At 56.0% G+C, this 19,754-nt stretch carries 13 protein-coding genes; 8 read left to right on the forward strand and 5 right to left on the reverse strand.

The annotated features are described in order from the left end of the window. Positions 1 to 80: 80 nt before the first annotated feature. Together SH421x_RS00620 and carB are read right to left on the reverse strand one after the other, a co-directional pair. On the reverse strand, positions 81 to 1,658 hold the full coding sequence (locus SH421x_RS00620) for an ABC-F family ATP-binding cassette domain-containing protein (RefSeq protein ID WP_488853359.1): 1,578 nt from the start codon (positions 1,656 to 1,658) through the stop codon (positions 81 to 83). A gap of 652 nt (positions 1,659 to 2,310) precedes the next feature. Then, entirely contained in the window at positions 2,311 to 5,577 is a 3,267-nt protein-coding gene (carB, locus tag SH421x_RS00625; RefSeq protein ID WP_488853360.1) for a carbamoyl-phosphate synthase large subunit, read from the reverse strand. A 322-nt stretch (positions 5,578 to 5,899) separates the two neighbouring features. On the opposite strand from carB, the gene SH421x_RS00630 reads away from it, so the two are divergent. The 4 genes from SH421x_RS00630 (at position 5,900) to SH421x_RS00645 (ending at position 10,719) form a co-directional block, all read left to right on the forward strand. Next, complete coding sequence (locus tag SH421x_RS00630) at positions 5,900 to 6,457, forward strand: DNA-3-methyladenine glycosylase I (protein WP_488853361.1); 558 nt, start codon at positions 5,900 to 5,902, stop codon at positions 6,455 to 6,457. Between the two features lie 152 nt (positions 6,458 to 6,609). Continuing rightward, complete coding sequence (locus SH421x_RS00635) at positions 6,610 to 7,167, forward strand: cysteine hydrolase family protein (RefSeq protein ID WP_488853362.1); 558 nt, start codon at positions 6,610 to 6,612, stop codon at positions 7,165 to 7,167. Between the two features lie 330 nt (positions 7,168 to 7,497). Continuing rightward, on the forward strand, positions 7,498 to 8,895 hold the full coding sequence (locus SH421x_RS00640) for a dockerin type I domain-containing protein (RefSeq protein ID WP_488853363.1): 1,398 nt from the start codon (positions 7,498 to 7,500) through the stop codon (positions 8,893 to 8,895). 180 nt (positions 8,896 to 9,075) lie between these two features. Further along, entirely contained in the window at positions 9,076 to 10,719 is a 1,644-nt protein-coding gene (locus tag SH421x_RS00645) for a GAF domain-containing sensor histidine kinase (protein WP_488853364.1), read from the forward strand. Between the two features lie 26 nt (positions 10,720 to 10,745). On the opposite strand, the gene SH421x_RS00650 is transcribed toward SH421x_RS00645, so the two are convergent. After that, on the reverse strand, positions 10,746 to 10,952 hold the full coding sequence (locus SH421x_RS00650; protein WP_488853365.1) for a SlyX family protein: 207 nt from the start codon (positions 10,950 to 10,952) through the stop codon (positions 10,746 to 10,748). 306 nt (positions 10,953 to 11,258) lie between these two features. Between SH421x_RS00650 and tkt the strand changes: the two genes are divergently transcribed. From tkt to SH421x_RS00670, 4 genes are all read left to right on the forward strand, one after another. Beyond that, a complete protein-coding gene (tkt, locus tag SH421x_RS00655) occupies positions 11,259 to 13,301 on the forward strand; it encodes a transketolase (protein WP_488853366.1) in 2,043 nt (680 codons plus the stop codon). Positions 13,302 to 13,480: 179 nt separating this feature from the next. Next, the gene (locus SH421x_RS00660) at positions 13,481 to 14,062 is read left to right on the forward strand and encodes an HdeD family acid-resistance protein (RefSeq protein ID WP_488853367.1); all 582 of its coding nucleotides are present in this window, start codon (positions 13,481 to 13,483) and stop codon (positions 14,060 to 14,062) included. A gap of 239 nt (positions 14,063 to 14,301) precedes the next feature. Then, positions 14,302 to 16,671: a coiled-coil domain-containing protein gene (locus SH421x_RS00665; protein ID WP_488853368.1), complete on the forward strand. Its 2,370-nt coding sequence runs from the start codon at positions 14,302 to 14,304 to the stop codon at positions 16,669 to 16,671. Between the two features lie 114 nt (positions 16,672 to 16,785). Then, positions 16,786 to 18,354: a S26 family signal peptidase gene (locus SH421x_RS00670; RefSeq protein WP_488853369.1), complete on the forward strand. Its 1,569-nt coding sequence runs from the start codon at positions 16,786 to 16,788 to the stop codon at positions 18,352 to 18,354. 82 nt (positions 18,355 to 18,436) lie between these two features. Here SH421x_RS00670 and SH421x_RS00675 read toward each other — a convergent pair whose 3' ends face one another. Then, the gene (locus SH421x_RS00675; RefSeq protein ID WP_488853370.1) at positions 18,437 to 18,856 is read right to left on the reverse strand and encodes a response regulator; all 420 of its coding nucleotides are present in this window, start codon (positions 18,854 to 18,856) and stop codon (positions 18,437 to 18,439) included. Between the two features lie 268 nt (positions 18,857 to 19,124). Further along, positions 19,125 to 19,724, reverse strand: a complete 600-nt coding sequence (locus SH421x_RS00680; RefSeq protein ID WP_488853371.1) for a hypothetical protein — start codon at positions 19,722 to 19,724, stop codon at positions 19,125 to 19,127. Positions 19,725 to 19,754: the final 30 nt, after the last annotated feature.

Below are 19,754 nucleotides of genomic sequence, written 5' to 3' on the forward strand. Positions count from 1 at the left end.
AACTCTCGCGAGTCTAACAGTCGCGAGACAACCGGTCCAGCGCCGCGAAGTATCTTCATTCTGCAGCTAGTCAATCACCATCACAGTTCGACACGCCGATCAATCCCAATCGCAGTCAAAAAAGATTCATCATGGCTGATGACGACCAGCGCACCGTCAAATGCCCGCAGTCCCGCTTCGACCGCTTCGATCGATTCGATATCGAGATGGTTAGTCGGTTCATCCAGCAGTAACAAAGGACACGGACTTGGTCCGCCGGCGGCACAGGCCAAGCCGGCGCGTAGCATTTGGCCGCCGCTCAAGGTTCCGACGATCTGCAGCGCGGCGTCGGCGCGAAACAAAAACTTGGCCAAGGCGCTGCGGCACTCGTTTTCGGTCGTCTGAGGGTTGAGCCGCAGAAAGTTATCTCGAATCGAAAGCGCTGGATCGAGCAAACGCATCTGCTGGTCCAGCATGGCGAATTTCGTCAGGACTTGCACTTCGCCGCGCCATGCAGGCAGTTGCCCTGCGATCAGCGCCAACAGGGTTGACTTGCCAGAACCGTTGGGGCCGGTGACGGCAATCCGCTGCGGCCCGGTGATTTGGAGGGAGAAGTCGCGGAGGATCGGTTGCTCGTCGTGGTACCCGGTCGTCACATCATCGAGCCTCAGCACCAATTTGCTGGCTGGCAGTTGCGTTGATGCAAGCTGGATTGTCAGCGGTTGTAGGATTTCGATCCGCTTACTCGCGGCGGCTGCGGCCTCGGCCGCTTGTTGCTGCCGCTCTTGATTGCGGCGCGTATTTTCGCCGCTTGTCTTTTCACTGCGATCTTGTCGGCCGCCGAGCAAGATGCGGGGGATTCCTCCTTGGGCGCCAGCGCGTTTGCCGGCGCTGCTGCGTCGCGCTTGGCGCTCGGTGGTGGCTTGCGCCCGGCGAGCAAGCTCGGCGGCTCGCTTTTCAGCGTCGGCCAAGTCTTGGTGCGCCGCGGCGAGCTCCTGAGCTTTCAGCTGCCGATAGCTGCTCCAGTTGCCGCCGTAGCGTGCGGCCCCCAACGATGTTAGTTCGACAATCGCGTCCATTGTCTCCAGCAGTTCGCGATCATGACTGATCACGATCGCGCCGCCGCGCCAGCTGGCCAACAGTTGCAGGATCGCGGCGCGTCCCTCGCGATCCAGATTGTTCGTAGGTTCGTCTAGCAACAGAAAGTCTGGCTCGGCGAACAGGAGCGCGGCGATTCCGACGCGTGTTTGCTGCCCGCCTGACATGGATGCAAGTAAAGTGTCAGGTCGAGCGTTGAGCCCGACGCGTTCTAACGCGGCGGCGATCCGCGAATCGAGCATCCAGTCGGCAGCGGCCAGATCGTCAGCAGAACCTTCGCCCCGTTCGATTCGATCGAGCGTCGCCAGCGGTGCGGTCACGCAAAGCAGATCGGCGACTGTTTGACCAGGTTGCGGCTGAACCGTTTGGCGCAAGATTCCCAACTTGCCTTGCACTACGACCTTGCCGATGGTCGGCGTTAGTTCGCCAGCGATCAGCTTTAGCAGCGTCGTCTTGCCGACGCCGTTGCGGCCGACCAGCCCGGTTCGCTCGGGCTGGAAGTTTAGTTGGAGATCGTGAAAGAGGGGGCGACTATCCGGCGTGGACCAAGCCAAGTTGGTCAAAGTGATGGAGGCAGACATGCGCGGATCCTGCGGCGGAAGATGCGAAAGTAGATAACTTTGCGAGCAGTTCCCATTGCAGGTTCATCGGCGTCTCCGGTTTGTTTAGGGCGTTGGTGGAGTGAGGACACGCAGCAGCGGTAAGAGGTTCACGTAGGAGAAGAATGAAGCCGGAAAAAAGCTGTGAGTCGAGTCCACTTGGGGTGGCCCGACCAGTTCGTTCAGAACTGGTTGGGTTGCGTAAGCAACAAGATGCTTCACCATGCAGTTGTGAAGTGCAAGTAGACCGATCCATCACCGATCGATTCGGGATAGCTGCGTTGTTCGATAGAGTCCAAGCGGACGGCGCTGGCATCTTGTTGCTTACGCAACCCAACCAGGCTTGAACAGCCTGGTCGGGCCACCCGGGATTTGAAGAAATACGAAAACATCGAACACGGATACCGCGGTAAGAGCACGGATATGCACGGCCAGAAAATTGAGTTTGCAGCTAGGATAAAATGCAAACCGATTCCTCATGGACGGCAATCTGGAATAGGGGAGATGTGCGTCTACCTCGCTCCTTTCTTACCGTATAATTCCGTGATTTATCCCTGGTGTCCGTGTTCCATTTCTTTGGAGCTCTCAAAAGGCGCAAGTTCAAAACGCGCGCCTCGGGCTACTCTTTTCCAATTTACTCTCCGCGCATTTTGCGGAAGCGATCTTGCAGTGACAGCACGTTCATCTCGCCGTGGCGCAGTGCTTCCATCGCTTTGGCGGCGGCTTCGGCGGCCTGGATGGTGGTGATGCAGGGGACGCCGTGTTGCACGGCGGCGGCGCGAATGCGGCCTTCGTCGGTGCGGGCGCCTTTGCCGCTGGGGGTGTTCATCACCAGCGAGACGGCGCCATCAATCAGCAGATCAAGCAGGTTCGGATGACCCTCGGCCAACTTCTTCACTTGCTCGACCTGCAGACCTTCTTCACGCAACCGCTTGGCGGTTCCTTCGGTGCAGACCAGTTGGAAGCCGAGCGCATCGAGTTGCTTGGCGATGGCGACGATTTGATCTTTGTGCCGCGGCGAAACGCTGAGGAAAATCTTGCCATCTTCGGGCTGCGGCAACAGCACGCCGGCTGCAAGTTGGCTTTTGGCGAACGCGATCGAAAAGCGTTCGCTGATCCCCATCACTTCGCCGGTCGAACGCATCTCGGGACCAAGCACGATGTCGACGCCGCTGAACTTACGGAACGGAAAGACCGACTCTTTGATCGAAACGTGCGCCGGAATCGGTTCGGCGGTGACGCCCAGTTCGGGCAAGGTCATGCCGGTCATCACCTTGGCGGCGATCTTGGCGACTTGCATGCCGGTCGCTTTGGCGACAAACGGCACGGTGCGGCTGGCGCGAGGATTCACTTCCAGCACGTAGACGTTCATCTTGCCATCTTCTTGCTTGACGGCGAACTGCACGTTCATCAAGCCGATGACTTTTAGCTTGCGGGCCATCGCGACGGTCGCTTCGCGAATTTCATTGACGACCGGACCAGGCAAGCTGTAGGGAGGAATCGAGCAAGCCGAGTCGCCGGAGTGGACGCCAGCTTCTTCGATATGCTCCATGATGCCGGCGACAACCACATTTTCGCCGTCACTGATGCAGTCGACGTCCACTTCGGTCGCGTCTTCCAGAAATCGGTCGATCAACACCGGCTGACCTTGCGCGACCAGAAACGCTTCGGCGACGTAGCGCTCAAATTGCTTGTCGTCGTAGCAAATTTCCATGGCGCGGCCGCCGAGCACAAAGCTGGGGCGAACCAACGACGGGTAGCCGACCTTGGCCGATTCGGTCCGCGCTTGCGTCATCGTCCGAGCAATCGCGTTGGCCGGCTGTTTCAAACCAAGTTGGTTGAGCAACTGCTGGAACTTCTCGCGATCTTCGGCTGCTTCGATCGTGTCGACGCTGGTGCCGATGATCGGTACGCCTGCAGTTGCTAAAGCGCGGGCCAGGTTCAACGGAGTTTGTCCGCCAAACTGCACAATCACGCCATCGGGCTGCACTTTGTCGCAGATGTTCAGCACGTCTTCGGTCGTCAGCGGCTCGAAGAAGAGGATGTCGCTGGTGTCGTAGTCGGTGCTTACCGTTTCGGGGTTGCTGTTGACCATGATCGATTCGATCCCCAGTTCGCGAAGCGCGAAACTCGCATGGCAGCAGCAATAGTCGAACTCGATCCCTTGGCCGATCCGGTTGGGACCGCCGCCGAGAATCATGATCCGTTTCTTATCTGGATCCTTGGCCGGCGTTTCGTCTTCATCCTCGTAGGTCGAATAGAAGTAAGGCGTATACGCTTCAAATTCAGCGGCGCAAGTATCGACCGATTTGAAGGTAGTGATCACGCCCAGCTTCTTACGCTGCTTGCGAACTTCTAGCTCGCTGCTCCCCAGCAGGGTCGCCAGTTGGCGATCCGAATAACCGAACTGTTTCGCTTGTTTCATCTGAGTCGCGGTGATGGCGCTCAGCGAACCGATCGCGGCCAGTTCCTCTTCTTTTTCGACCAACTGTTGCAGCTGATCGATGAACCAAGGATCGATGAAGGTTAGTTGGTGGATCTTCTCTAGCGTCATGCCCGACTTGATCGCATAGCGCAGATACCAGGGACGATCGGCATTGGGAGTGCTGAGCTTGGCCCGAATTTCGTCGTCAGACGGTTGCTCGGGGGTGCCCCAGAGATCTTTGCCATCGCTGCCGAAACCAAAGCGGCCGACTTCGAGCCCACGCAGCGCTTTTTGAAACGATTCTTTGAAGGTACGACCAATCGCCATCGTTTCGCCGACGCTCTTCATTTGCGTCGTCAGCGTCGCGTCCGCTTCAGGAAACTTTTCAAACGCAAACCGTGGAATCTTGGTGACGACATAGTCGATCGTCGGCTCAAAGCAGGCGAGCGTTTCACGAGTGATGTCGTTCGGCAGTTCGTGCAGCAAGTAACCCACCGCCAGCTTGGCCGCGATCTTGGCGATCGGGAAACCGGTCGCTTTCGACGCGAGCGCCGAACTGCGACTGACGCGGGGATTCATCTCGATGACGATCATCCGATCCGAGTGCGGATCGTTGGCGAACTGAATGTTCGAGCCGCCGGTCTCGACGCCGATTTCGCGAATCACCGCGAGCGAAGCGTCGCGCATCCGCTGGTACTCTTTGTCGCTTAGCGTTTGCGCCGGAGCGACGGTGATTGAGTCGCCGGTATGGACGCCGACAGGGTCAAAGTTTTCGATGGTGCAGATGATCACGACGTTGTCGGCGACGTCGCGCATCACCTCCATCTCGTACTCTTTCCAGCCGATCACCGACTCTTCGATCAACACTTCGTTGACCGGCGATTGATCGAGTCCATTGCGGACCAGCGCGTCGAACTCTTCCCGGTTGTAGGCGATCGCCGAGCCAGATCCCCCCATCGTGAAGCTGGGGCGTACAACCGCCGGCAAGCCGATCTCGTCGAGCACTGCCCGCGCTTCTTTGATCGTATGGACGGTCCCGCCGCGACAGACTTCGAGCCCGATCTTTTCCATCGCCGCTTTAAACTGCTCGCGCTCTTCGGCTTTGGCGATGACAGCGGCGTTGGCGCCGATCATCTCGACGCCGTACTTGACCAGTACGCCGTGTTTGTCCAGTTCCATCGCCAGATTCAGCGCGGTCTGTCCGCCGAGTGTTGGCAGCAGCGCATCGGGGCGCTCTTTGGCGATGATCTTTTCGACAATCTCCCACGACAGCGGCTCGATATACGTGCTATCGGCCATGTCGGGATCGGTCATGATGGTGGCCGGGTTGGAATTGACCAACACCACCTCATAACCTTCCTCCCGCAGGGCCTTGCAGGCCTGAGTGCCGGAGTAGTCGAATTCGCAGGCTTGGCCGATCACGATCGGGCCAGAGCCAATGAGCAGGATTTTCTTGATGTCGTCGCGTCGCGGCACCGTGGTCCCAGTTCTGTTGAAAGAGACAAAGTGGGAAAGATCGTTCCACCCTCTAGGGGCAGAGGTCTCGGCGTAAAATCCCTCCAATTTAAACCCAGGAAAGAGCCGCGTACAAGCGGGAGGAGCAGGAGAAGGGGGCGAGAATTCCGGCGAACCGCAGGGGAATCGCGCCTGAATAAAGTCGAGAGGCCTCTTTTTTGCGGCAAAAAGCAGATCTCTCGACCATTTCACGCTCTAATTTAGCGCCTCATCGGACGGAGCGCAGCGAGAGGTTGCGGCTCGCGTGGTTCGTCGAAATACACCTTTTTGCGGATAGATCCAGATGCCAAAACGCTGTCGTTGGGCCGACAGTAACGAATTGCTGGCCGCCTATCATGACGAAGAGTGGGGAGTGCCGGAGCTTGATAGCCGGGCCCTGTGGGAAAAGTTGATGCTCGACGGGTTTCAGGCGGGGCTTTCGTGGCTGACGATTTTGCGCAAACGCGATGCTTTTCGGGAAGCGTTCGCCCAGTTTGAGCCAGAGCGGGTCGCACGGTTTGGCAAACGAGACATCGACCGGCTGCTGGGAAATGCCGGAATCGTTCGCTCGCGTGCCAAGATCGAAGCAACAATTCAGGGGGCTCGCGTTTATCTAGCGATGCAGGAGTCCGGTGAAGATTTTTCGACGCTGGTCTGGAATCTGGCTGGGGGAAAGCCGATCCGTAACACCACTGGAGTCGCACCGACAAAGACGCCGCTCTCCGAACAGATCTCGAAAGAACTAAAGCGACGCGGGTTCAAATTTGTTGGCCCGGTGATCGTGTATGCCTGGATGCAGGCAACCGGAATCGTCAACGATCACGCGACCGATTGCTTTCGTCGGAAAGCGATTAAGAAGTGATAGAGTCGCAGGTTACAGCAGGGTGAAGAAGCGGTGGGAAATAGTTTTGACCGCTTTCATCGCCTGCGATATGGTGACGGCAGGGCGGCGGCAAGTTGTCGGCAGAGCGGAACATTCTTGCGGCAAGTTGGTCGCGAAAGGCAGAAGCGAAGATGGCGAAGTACGCGTTAATCTTGATCGATATCCAAAACGACTATTTTCCCGGAGGGCGGTGGACGTTGAGCGGGATGGATCAAGCGGCCGATAACGCAGCGCGACTATTGAGCGCGGCCCGTGAGACAGGCAATTTGGTCGTTCATATCCGGCACGAGTTTCCGACTGCTGACGCGCCGTTTTTTGTGCCGGGTTCGATCGGCGCCCAGATCCATTCCAAGGTGCAAAACCTAGAAGGTGAGCCGGTCGTGTTGAAGCATTTCATCAATTCGTATCGTGAAACCGAACTGAAATCGATCTTGGATCAGGCCAGTATCGAGCAGGTGGTGATTTGCGGGGCGATGAGTCATATGTGCGTCGACGCAGCGACTCGGGCTTCCGCCGATTTTGGCTACCAATGCACGGTAGTGCATGACGCGTGTGCTTCGCGCGACCTCGACTTCAATGGAGTGCATGTCCCGGCGGCCCAGGCACACGCGGCATTCATGGCCGCGCTGCAGTTTGGCTATGCGACGGTGATCTCGACGGATGAGTTTCTGGCGAGTCAAAGTGGGTAAACATCGCAGATTTGGCAAAAATTCGACAACCGTGAGAGCCAATTTCAGGCGGACGCAGCCTCTGGCAAGGTCACCCCATTTACTGCATTCTTCCCATTATTAAGCGGATTGCCTCTTTGTGGGGGCATGACTGGGGTTGATGTGTAAGATTTTCAAGAAAATGCGGCTGAACCGTTTCAATCCTCCCCCATTGTCCGTATAAAGGAGTACACGGTAGCAGGAAGAGGCAAGCGCGGGCCCAACATCTTCCTTAAACCGCCCCCCCTTAGCGTCCGGACGGAACACCGGCGCTCCAGGCAACTTATTCCTATCTGGGCAAGCATTATCGCCATGTGGCGACCTCAACGCGGAAATAGTCTGCGGGTCAGACGTCTTCATGTACGTCGCGGCGCATCGATCGAGTCGCTCGAAGTTCGAGTGATGCTCGCCGCCGATCTATTGGTGGAGACCGACTTTGCTGCGTCAGCTGACGCCGAAGAATTCGGTCCGCATTCGTTTACTCTCGAAGGAGAACTGGTCACTCCGCCGCCGGTTCTGTTGCATTTTAGTGTTGTTACCGACCCGACTGCGTTTACCGATGCCCAGCACGGCAGCGTTGAGCAATTGCCTGAGAGCATGCTCCGCACGCACGAGTGGGATCGATACTATGTCGAGATTTGGGTCGAATCAGGTGAATCGGTCAGCGAGCTATCGGTCGATCTAAACTACCAAACCGAGATTGCTACCCCGCGAAACGTAACCTTTGGCCCGGCTTTCGCCGGCCACGAGTTTTCGCTAGACGACGACCTTGGTCAGTTGCACAATCTCGCTGCCCATGCCGAGCCGCCTCTGGAAGGTGCTCCGCCGGCTGTTGGGTTAGTGCTGTTTGCTCGAATTGAATTTGGCGCAGACTCAATCCATGACAACGTCAAACTAGACTTCCACACTGGGGAGGTCGGACCGACTTCTCTGCAGTTGGCGATGGTTCGGAGCGAAGCGACGACCGCCGAGGGAAGTTCTCTGGATGTGGATGCCGCAGAATCGCCTGACTTTGGGCTGGTTCCGGTGATCTATGATTTGAATGACGATCAATCGATCAATCTGGTCGACTTGACGACGATGATTCGCTCTTTGGGCAGTGACGCCGATGCGCCAAACGGTCAGCCTACTTGGTATGCCGACGTTAACAAGGATTACGCGGTCTCACTGGTCGATATTTCGTACCTGATTCGTAACCTGGGCAAAGATTGGACCTCGCAAGAGATTCAGTTTCCGGCGAACTATCCCGAGGCTTGGATTGCTGAGACGGTGGTAGATCCCGGTGACGAAGGTGGACCCGGTGGCGGCGATGGTGGATCTGGCGATGGTGGTGAAAACAACGGGGATCAAAATGATCCGCCGTTGCGTTTTGTTCCCATCGATGCAGGCGGATTGCTGGCGCCTGATCCGGCGATGTTGATCGCGTTGCAAGCACTGCTGCAGATTCAGTTTGCCTTCCCGGTCGGATTTGATTTTACGCTCTTGCAAGGGCGGGCCTCTTATTCCGACGGCGACGGCGACGGCGACAAAGAGACCATGCTCGAGATCGAGGTCGACGACCAATTGTTTGAGACCGAGATCGAAATCGAGGTCATGACGGAATTGGTTGACAGTGACGAACTATGGGCGGCGTGGGCTGGCGCAATTGACGCCCATTTCGGCGAAGTGATCGCCGGACTAAAGGATCTCTTTCTCAACGACGACGACTAAGCGAGTTTCTTCTGCGACTTGTTTGAGACCGGCGAGAGCTTGCCAGCAACTCCCCGATTTCTATAGTGACTCTGCCGAAAATTGCGGGTATCCCGTATTTCAGAAAACTTCGCTACGTAATTTTCCTTGTAGAGACTAGACTTCGGCAAACCAATTCCCAGGGCGCCGTGACTTTGTCTTATGGAAATAACCGAAGAACTGAAGCGATTACGTCGATCAGACGAGATTTTGCGAACCACCATTCAGCAAATCGGCGACCAGTCGGGGCTCCCTTATTTGCAGACGCTCGTCAATTCGCTGGGAGCGAGTTTTGCTTGTAAGCTGGCGATGGTGGGTCGGATATCGCCGCTTGAACCAACAACGGTCCAGGTTTTGGCTCAATGGGAACGGGGCGAACATGTCTTGCCTGATAACCTGACCTACGATCTCGCCGATACTCCTTGTGAGCAGATTTCCCGCAATTGTTTTTCGATCTATCCAGACGATGTGCAAGAGCGATTTCCCAGCGATCAAATGCTTCGCGACTTTGGGTATGTCAGCTATGCCGGCGCGCCGCTGACCAATTCGCAGGGGGCTGTGATTGGATTGTTATCACTGTTGAACGACGAACCGTTTGACGACATTGAAATGATCACTTCGATGTTGAAGTTGTTTGCCTCGGGGGCGGGCAAAGAGCTAGAGCGACAAACGGCGCAGTCCAAGTTGCAGGAGAACGAACGCCGTTTGCAAATGCTGGTTGAGCTCTCGAGCGACGTCGTTTGGGACTGGGATATCTCGCAGGACAAGCTCGATCTATCTGACCGGATTTATGAGATCCTAGGGTATTCGACGGATGATTTTGAATCGACTCGCAAAGCGGTTCAAGCTTTGATGCATCCGGCGGATCGCGAGCGCCATAGCGTTTGGATACAGGAATATTTAGCGAGCGGCCATGGGAGCTATTCGCACGAGTGGCGAATGCTGGCCCATAACGGGCGCTACCATTGGTTTCGCTCCTCGGGAACGATTTTTCGCAATGAGGCTGGTGCTCCGATTCGTATGATCGGTGTGATCACGGACGTTTCAGAAGCCAAATCGGCGGAAGAAGAGCGGGAGCGGCTGATCTCAGAGCTTGAGTACAAGAACGCTGAATTAGAGCGTTTCACCTACACGGTTTCGCATGAGCTACGCAGTCCGCTTGTAACGCTCGCTGGCTTTGTCGGCGTTTTGGAAGAAGATATCCAGCGACAAGACGCCGACTTGGTCAAGCAAGATTGCCACGAAATCATGCAGGGAGTTCTCAAAATGAGAACGCTGCTTGACAACCTGTCGGAATTGTCGCGTGTCGGCCGCGCCTTGCATCCCCATGAATTCGTTCCGCTGTACGATTTGGTTCAAGAGTCGATCGTACTGCTGGACGCGCGGATTGTGAGCGCCGGCATCGAGATTAAAATCGACGATGCGCTGCCAACGATTGACGGAGATCGAGTGCGTTGGCAGCAAGTGATTCAAAATTTGCTTGAGAATGCGGTCAAATATCGCAGCGCGGAAAACCCTTGCATTGAAATTGGGACGATTACCGGCAAAAATCGCCCGCCGACGTTTTTCATCAAAGATAACGGCATCGGCATTGACCCGAAGTTTCATCAGCGCGTCTTTGGCTTGTTTGAAAAGCTCGATCCGCGCACCGAAGGGACCGGCGTCGGCTTGGCTCTGGTCCAACGGATTGTCCAGTTGCAGGGAGGACGCATCTGGTTGGATTCGCCCGGCGAAGGCAAAGGATGCACGTTTTATATTGAGCTACCTGCGCTGCAAGGCGAGCTGGTCGAAGCGGAATCGCATTGATCTGCTCCGCTGTCCGTTCCCTCCGATTAATAATGGGGCGGGCGTTCTTCCTCGGGGCTGCGTTTTTCGGTGATCTGTTCGCGGACATCACGTAGCTCATTGGAGAAGAGCTGGCAATGTTTGGATACTTTGTCGAGTTGGTTCGCTTGCTGAATGACCACCTCGTTGAGGACGCGGAGCGTCTCTTCCAGATAAGTCACCAACTCTTCCAGGCGTTCGATTCGTTGTTCCATGGGTGGGGCTCGTGGGATAATCGGATAAAAAAAGAACTAAGACTCTAAAGGGGAAGACCCCAAAAATAGTGGTCCCATGCGGTGATTTCAAAGCGGGGGAAGTTAAACTCTGCTTACCTAAACCATGAAGGCCCAAAGTACGCCTTCTTTTGGCGGGTTCGACGTCGTTGACGCTTTGCTTTCAGAATCGGTACAATAGCCGCTTTGCGAAAGGGGTGCGCAGTTGTGCGCCCTGGCCGACCGATTGCCGCAAGCTTCCGCTGCGATCCCCCTCTTATTCTACTGTCACGCGAGAATTGAAGCCGAATGTCCGTTTCCACGACCAGCATCGAACAGCTTACGATCAATGCCATCCGCACTTTGTCGATGGACGCCGTGCAAGCAGCCAACAGTGGTCACCCCGGCACGCCGATGGCGCTTGCTCCGGTCGCCTATACGCTGTGGTCGAACCATTTGAACTATGACCCCAACTACCCACGTTGGGCGGGACGAGATCGCTTTGTGTTGTCGTGCGGTCACGCGTCGATGTTGATCTACTCGCTGCTGCATCTGGCCGGCGTGAAGAGCAAAGATGGCGGCGACGAACTGTCGGTCAAGATTGAGGATATCAAACGGTTTCGGCAATTGCACAGCCCGTGCGCTGGGCACCCTGAAAGCTACGAAGTCACCGGAATCGAAGTGACGACCGGCCCGCTAGGGCAGGGAGTCGCGAACAGCGTCGGGATGGCGATGGCCGCCGAGTACGAACGTACGCGCTACAACCGCCCTGGGCATGAAGTATTTGGCTATGACGTCTACGCTTTGTGCAGCGACGGCGACTTGATGGAAGGTGTCGCGAACGAAGCGGCCTCGATTGCCGGTCACTTGAAACTGTCGAACCTCTGCTGGATCTACGACGACAACCATATCACGATCGAAGGGGACACCAACCTGGCGTTCAGCGAAGATGTCGCGACGCGGTTTGAAGGTCTCGGTTGGCACGTGGTGAAAGTTTCGGACGCCAATAATCTAGGTTTGTTGAACGCCGCGTACGATTCGTTTAAAGCGACCGAAGACAAGCCGACATTGATCATTGTGCGCAGCATCATTGCCTGGGGTGCGCCGACGATGGCCAATACGCATGGCGCTCATGGCGCTCCGTTGGGCGAAGCTGAAATTACGGCGACCAAAGAAGCGTACGGCTGGAAGTACGACAAATTTGCGGTGCCAAGCGAAACGACCGAGCACTTCGCCGCCACGATGGGAGCCCGAGGAGAAGCGGCTCGCACCGATTGGGAAGCGAAGCTGGCTGCCTACGAAAAAGCGTTCCCAGCCGAAGCGAAGGAGTGGAAGCAAATCATGTCAGGCAAGCTGCCGACCGCCTGGGACGCCGAATTGCCGAAGTTTGAAGCCAGCCCCAAGGGGGTCGCATCGCGTGCTTCCGGCGGTCAGGTGCTCAATGCGATCGCCAAGAGCGTTCCCAGCTTGTTGGGCGGATCCGCAGACTTGGAGCCTTCAACCAAAACTGGTTTGAAGTTCCCTGGAGCCGGCAGCTTTTTGGCCGACGATCACAGCGGTCGCAACATGCACTTTGGCATTCGCGAGCATGCGATGGCCGCGATCGCCAACGGCTTGTGCTTGTCCGGCTATCGTCCGTTTGTCTCGACCTTCTTTGTCTTTAGCGACTATTTGCGTCCGTCAATGCGATTGTCGGCGATCATGAGCTTGCCGGTGCTCTATATCTTTACGCATGACTCGATCGGAGTTGGCGAAGATGGACCGACCCACCAGCCGGTCGAGCATCTGGCGGCGATTCGCGCGATTCCTAACATCGCCGTCTTCCGTCCTGGTGACGCCAATGAAGTGTCGCAGAGCTACAAGGCGGTGATGGAACTTACCGATCGACCCTCGGTGATTGTGCTGACGCGTCAAAACCTGCCGACGCTCGATCGCGAAAAATACGCGTGTGCCAGCGGGACTGCTCGCGGCGCTTATGTCTTGGCCGATTGCGGCGGCACGCCGGAAGTGATTTTGATGGCGACCGGCAGCGAACTGTCGCTGGCGCTGGAAGCATACGAAACGTTGAAAGCCGAAGGCGTGAAAGCTCGCCTGGTCAGCGTACCGTGTGCTGAGTTGTTTGAGGACCAAGACGCCGCTTATCAAGAAAGCGTGCTCCCCAGCAAAGTTGTCGCTCGCGTTGCGGTCGAAGCCGGGATTCGCCAATCGTGGGATCGTTACCTTGGTTTCCGCGGACGCTTTGTCGGGATGAAGGGGTTTGGCGCCAGTGCTCCGGCCGAAGAGCTATTTCCTTACTTTGGCATTACGGCCGATGAAGTCGTGAAAGCGGCGAAAGCCTCGATCGCCGGCTAATTCCGCTGCTGCAATCGCTGTAATCACTAAAATCCTCGGCACTGGCCGAGGATTTTTTTTCGTACATCGGGCAACGATTTTCGCCTGGCGCCGAATCAGCGGCTACAGTCCTAGTAGCGGTATTGCCAATTAGGCAAACCACGTCCCTCCCTTATTTTGTTACCCGGAGCTTTCGAGCCATGTCCAACGAAACCAACTTACCTGTAGAAATCCGTCATGAACTGCACGACTTGCGGAAGGAATGGTGCTGGTTCCTGTTTCTCGGCATCGGCTTGGTCCTACTCGGCCTGATCGCTTTGGGGTCTGCGTTCATTACCTCGTTGGCGGTCATCGTCTTCTTTGGCTTGCTAATGGTCGTCGGCGGAGCAGCGCAAATCGCCAGCGCCTTTTGGGCTGGTCGTTGGAGCGGCATGCTGATCAATCTGTTGATGGGTATTTTTTACGCGGTTGTCGGAGTTTTAATGATTGACCTTCCGATTGCAGCGCTCGAAGCGGTTACTTTGTTGATCGCCGCGTTTTTGATCGTCGGCGGTCTTTTTCGCGCCGTCGCCGCGCTTACGGTTCGCTTCCCGGCTTGGGGTTGGCAACTGCTTTCAGGTGCGATCAGCGTCTTGCTGGGCTTGATGATCAACAAAGGTTGGCCCGATAATTCGGTCTTTATCATCGGTATGTTTCTCGGCATCGAATTGATCTTCGCCGGTTGGTACTGGGTGATGCTCTCGATCGCCGTTCGCAATTTGCCCGATTCGTCCGTAACTTAATCCATTGGTATCGGCTGATTAGATGCCGGTTGTGCCGAATTTGACGGCGTCGCATGCTTGCGACGCCGTTTTGCTGCGCTCGCGGATCACCGTTGTTGCGGGAAAACATCGGTCGAGAATCCGCACTCCTGCGAATGACGACCTAATCTATAGAAGCGTAGACGAAATTACGCAGAGAGACTCGAGGCGGTCGCTTCCTGGGCCGAAGCGCCGAGTCAACCGAATCCTGTCGTGGAATCATGGAAGACGTAAATCCCCAAGTAAGAAACTCTCCCCTCGATGACCTGGCGACTGCCATCGGACATCAGCGCGACCGTGCGCGGACTGTACTGACAGAGCGACGCCAATCGCTTGAGCAGATCGAACTTCGAATTCTGCAACAGTTAAAGACGGTCACCGACGGGTTGCAGAGCAAAGAACAATCCCTTGCCGGCCAAGAAGGCGAAATATCGGTTACGTCTGAAAAGCTTCACAGCGATTCGTTCGAGCTAAAAGCGTCAGTCGCCGCGTTCCAGCAACAGCAAGCCCAATGGCAGGCAGAACGCGACCAGAGGGAACAAGAGCAACAGACTCGCCAGGAAGAGCTGAACGAGCTGGCCGCTCAATTAGTTGAAAGAGAGCAGTCCCTCCAGCAGCGTCAGCAGCAATTTTCGCAACAGTGCGGCGAGTCGGGCGAACTACAAAAGACGTTAGCTGAAGCCGAGGCCCGCGCCGACGATCTGCAAGCGAAGCTGCATCAGGCCGAGCATGAAATTGCCCGTATTCGCCTGGACGCCGAGAGTCGCGCCGAGAGTCTGCAAGCCAAACTGCAGCAAACCGAGCAAGAAGTCACCCGCATCAATAGCGAGGCGGATGGCCTGCGCAACGATCGAGACGCGCACATTGCGCAGCGTGAACGTCTGACAGCCGATTGCGACTCGCTGCGAACCGAACTGGGCGTCGCGCGTCACGAAGTCGCTCAAGCGGAGAAAAAACAGAGCGAGCTGGCAAGTCGACGCGATCAGTTGCAGTCAGAGCAAGAGTCGCTCAGCAACGAATTAGCGACTACACAGTCACAGCGCGACGACTTCCGCCGACAATACGAAGACTTGCAAAGTCGTGTCGCTCAATCTGAACTTGATGCTCAATCGTTACGCGATCAACTAGAAAGCTCGCGCAAGGCGCAAACGGAACGCTCCGGGGATGTGGCGCAACTTACAGCTGAGCGCGATCAACTGCGTACAGAGCTGGAAACGCTACGCCAGCAAGCGACATCAGCCGCGCAGCAAGCCAGCGAACTTTCGGCGACATTGCTGGGCGTTCAAAAGTCCTTAAGCGATCAGCAATCGCAAGCGGCCCAATTGTCGGATCAAGTCCTCACGCTCCAGCAGCAACAAGCGACTGCCGCCGCCGCGCAGCAGCAAGCTGAAGAGTCCCTAGCCGCGAAGACGCAAGAGTTAAGTTCGCTCCATGAACAACTGACGCATGCCCAAGCCGATACTGCGGGCCAAGCAGAACTGGCCGCAAAACTTGCGAGCGCTGAAGCGGAGCGGGACGAACTGTTCCAGCAATTGCAGGATCGCGACAGCGAACGGTCCGACTTGAATGACGAGTCAGACAAACTACGGATCGAAAGCGAAGATCTGCGCCGGCAGCTAGAAGAGGTCGAAGGAGAATTGAAGAGCCAGCTTGACGCATCGCAGGTAGCGCTGTTTCAGGCTCGCGGCGACTCCGAGCAAATCCGCGAACAAGTCAGTTCGCTTCGCCGGCAGTTGGAAGCAGAACAAGAGAGATCGGCGGCGTTGACGCAAGAAAACGAGCGTCTGGCGGCCGTAACGGACGCTAGCGAACCCAGCGATGAATATGCGGCCGAACTGCGCCGCGAGCGCGATGACTTGCTTGAAAAAATCAGCGATCTCCAGAAGCAATTGAAAGAAGGTGGAAGCGGCGAAGCGGAAGCTGATGCCGCAGAAATCGAGAATTTACAGCGTCGTCTGCAAATGTCGTTGGATGACTTGAAAGAAGTCAAAGCGGCCAACGCCGAACTCGAGAAGAAACTGAAGAAGGCTGTTCCAGCAGGCCCGCTGACCGCCGCCAACGACGACGGGATGGATTGGGAAGCGACCAAGCGCCGTATGTTAGCGCAACTGGAGGCCGATTACGACGAAAACTTGGATGAAGATGAACGTCGTGAAAAGATGAAAATCCAAGAGGCGATCGCCAGCACCGATCGCGCGATCGAAGCCAAGGAAGAAGAACTGGCGGAACTGCGCAAGAAGTTGGACGAATCGCAACAAGGCAACGCCGCCGCCGCCAACGGCTTGGCGATGGGGGCCAACGCGATCGCCGAGATGCTTGACCAAGACGAATTGGTGAAACAGGAACGTGAGAACCTGAAAAATCTGCAAGCCCAATGGAAAGACAAGCTGCGAAAAGCCGAAGTCGATATCTCGGTTGAGCGGGCCAAGATCGCGCGCGAACGGGCTGAATTGGAAGAGAAATTGCAGCGTCTCGAAAACGAGCGAGACAAGCTCAACAAAATGAAACCGTCAACCGGAAATAAGAATGACGACAAGCCGACGCGCGGCAACTGGCTCTCGCGATTGGGGCTGAAAGACGGCGATAGTTAGCGGCAATTGTACCCAGCGCAAAATAAGCTGGCGATGACGTAATAACCTGATAGCATACGACTGCTGTCGGTTTGTTCTGAATGTCGTTGTCTTATCCGCCGCTGGGTTTTCTGCATGTATTACCTCTGGCTCTTGTTTGCGCCGCTTCTGTTGGGCATCGTGGTGCTGCAAGTCTTTTCTTATCGGGCTTCCTTTGCGCTGCTTAAGCTGGAAAAAGGATCGTGGCTGACAGCGTGCGAAGTTAGTCTGTTGGCGGCAGTCGTCATACAAGGCTTCGCCCTGCTGATTCTGCTTGGCGAAGAATTCGGGGTCTTGATCCCTGAGGTGGCCATGCTGGTCAGTATGTTCACAGGCTGGATGATTACGCTGGTCTACATCCGTCGCCGTTTGGCGACGAACTTCCGCCGAGCGTTTGCGTCGATGCTGATTGCATCAGTCATCGGCATCTTGCCTGGCGTCTCTACTGCGTGGTTGATCAAGGCCTTCTGGGCCGAAGCGTTTATCGTTCCTTCAAGCGCGATGGCGCCTAGCTTGTATCCGCAGCACTACGAGTTTGAATGCGCAAACGGCGGCAGTTTGAACGTTCCCGCGCGCGATGTCCAAGAGATGTGGAAATATGGAAGTACGAACGTCTCGTTGCGCTGTCCCTGCGAAAAAGTGGAATTTGTGCCAGACCTCAACAATCTGCCGGTTCAAACGGCCGATCGGTTTTTGGTCGCAAAGTTTGGCTTGCCGCTTCAGCGCTGGGGAATTACCGTCTTTGAGCATCCCGATTCGCCTGGCATCAACTACGTTTCACGGCTGATCGGCATGCCGGGCGAAAAGATCTCGATTCGAGCCGGAGAAATCTGGCTCGCCGATGCGTTGCTCACCAAGCCTGCCGCGTTGCATGACGATCTTTGGTTTCCGGTCTATCTGGTCGATCGCGATCTACCGTGGGAAAACGCCAATAGTTGGTTGAAGGTCACGGCGGGCGAAGGAAGCGTCTGGGGTAATCGCAATTGGACGGTCGAAGGAGCAGACGGGAGTTTGGAGATGCGCGGCCCAATCTTCGACGCTTGGTCCTACAATCAATCCATAAAGCAAAACGTCACGTTGATCAGTCCTTGCAAAGTCGCCGATGTACGCATCGATTTTCAGGTCGATCAGCTCGGAGACCAGCCCCTGGAGATTTCCAGCGATTACTGCGGACAACCGATTGTCTGGACTCTCGCTCGTCAGAGTCCAATACGTCTCTCAGTCGGTGAGCAAGTTGCAGGCTCCCCGCTACAACCAGGAGATCGCGTTAGTCTGGTGATGCGAGACGGTTCGCTATACGCGCTGCAAAATGATGAACTGGTTCTCGAATGCCTGCAAGTTGGCGAGCCATCTGCCGAGTCCGGCCAGACCAACCTAGAGACGCAATTGAACTGGAAAGCGGGAGCAGGGTGGCGGATCGCCGATCTTCAGCTCTTTCGCGATGTCTACTACCGCGATGCCGCCGAAATGGATGCCGGTCGTGATTACGGCGGCCTGCGTCAAGATGCTTGGGATCTGGGAGCGGACGAGCTGGTTTTGCTGGGAGACAATAGCAGTCAGGCTGCCGACTCACGTTATCAGCAACTGCGAACCAAGACCAGCGACGTTGTTGGTCAAGTCATCTGCCGCTACTGGCCGATCAATCGCTGGCGTCTGTTTCGCTAAGCGAGCCACCAAAAAATGAAAGACGTAGACGGCGCCCCTGCCGTCTACGTCTTCGTAATCGCCCAGTCTGCCCCTGTGGCGATTATGCTCGATGCCCCGTCAAGTCAAGACGATTGGCCAGAGGCCGTTTCGCCAAGCGTCGGATCATTGCGTGATCGACAAACTCACGCAGCTGTTTAGGTGAATAGGGTTTTGCTAAAAAGTCGCAACAACCGGCTTTGGTCCAGTCGTCGATTAATTCGGATTCGGGGCCAGCACTGACGGCAACGATCGGCTTGCGAAAACCGATCGCTCGCAGCTTGACCGTAACTTCGATGCCGTTAAGCGTTGGTAGTTCGTAGTCGACTAGGATGATATCAAACGGCTCACCGTGGGTGATCCGACTAATTGCATCCAGACCATCGCTTTCGCATTCGACGACATAGCCGCTCTTTCGCAGAATGGTAGCTGCAAGTAGCTGATCCAGCGGGTTGTCTTCGATGAGTAAAACACGATGATTCAATGGCTTTTCGCTCTCGGGGTGGAAGGGCAACGCAGCGGGTTGATTCGTTGCGATACACGATGTATCGTGCGTGTGTACAGCAATCCTAGAATCTTTTGCTTGGCGCAAGCCGGCAAATGGAGGGATTTGCGGAGAACCGTGCTAAGAGTGGGGGGCTGCGGGTATTCCGCAACGCCCATTTAGTTTCCCCCAGTTTGTATGAGAGCTGGTTTCGCGCAATGGCCGCTTCTTTTGAGCTATTCAGCAAGCTGCGTGCGTTTTGGCCAATCTACTGCTGATCCCAGTCCGCTTCATCCAGCGATTGCTGCTGAACCACCGGATGCTCCAAAAAGGGAGCTTTTGCACCGGAGATCTCGAAAACGCCCTTGTTGTGGCTCGTTGCTCTGAAATGCTCGCCACAGAGAATCAGCCCGACACTTCCGGCGAGAAGCAGACAGACGCAGGCTCCCCCCATCAGGATGCTTTCCCACGCGATCGCGATAAACGTGCAGCCCACAAAGGCTAGCCAGAGGAGGGAGACGATAGTAATCTTGGTTTTGCGGCGACCATTACAGTCCAGACAAAGTGCATAGTCAATCTGGAGCGGTTTACGAACCAGCATCGATCCAATCACAACAAAAATAGGACCGATCAACAGCAGCAAATAGATCCACGGCGGCGTCCAATAGATCTTGCGGGCAAAACGACGCCCTGCGTTTGCGTCTTCTCCGCAATGGATGCAGACATGGGGAAGCTGAATCGGCGTGCGAGCTGCCAGCTTCTTACCCCGTACGCGGTAGCCTGCATCGTCTGCCGGATCGATCGAGTCTGCCAGTGGAGAAGCAAACGGATTAATCTCGGGCACGATGATTGTTTCGTCGCTGGCCATCGTCGTTCTCTGAGCGATTGAGGTTTTGTC

Source organism: Blastopirellula sp. SH421 (assembly GCF_057808535.1).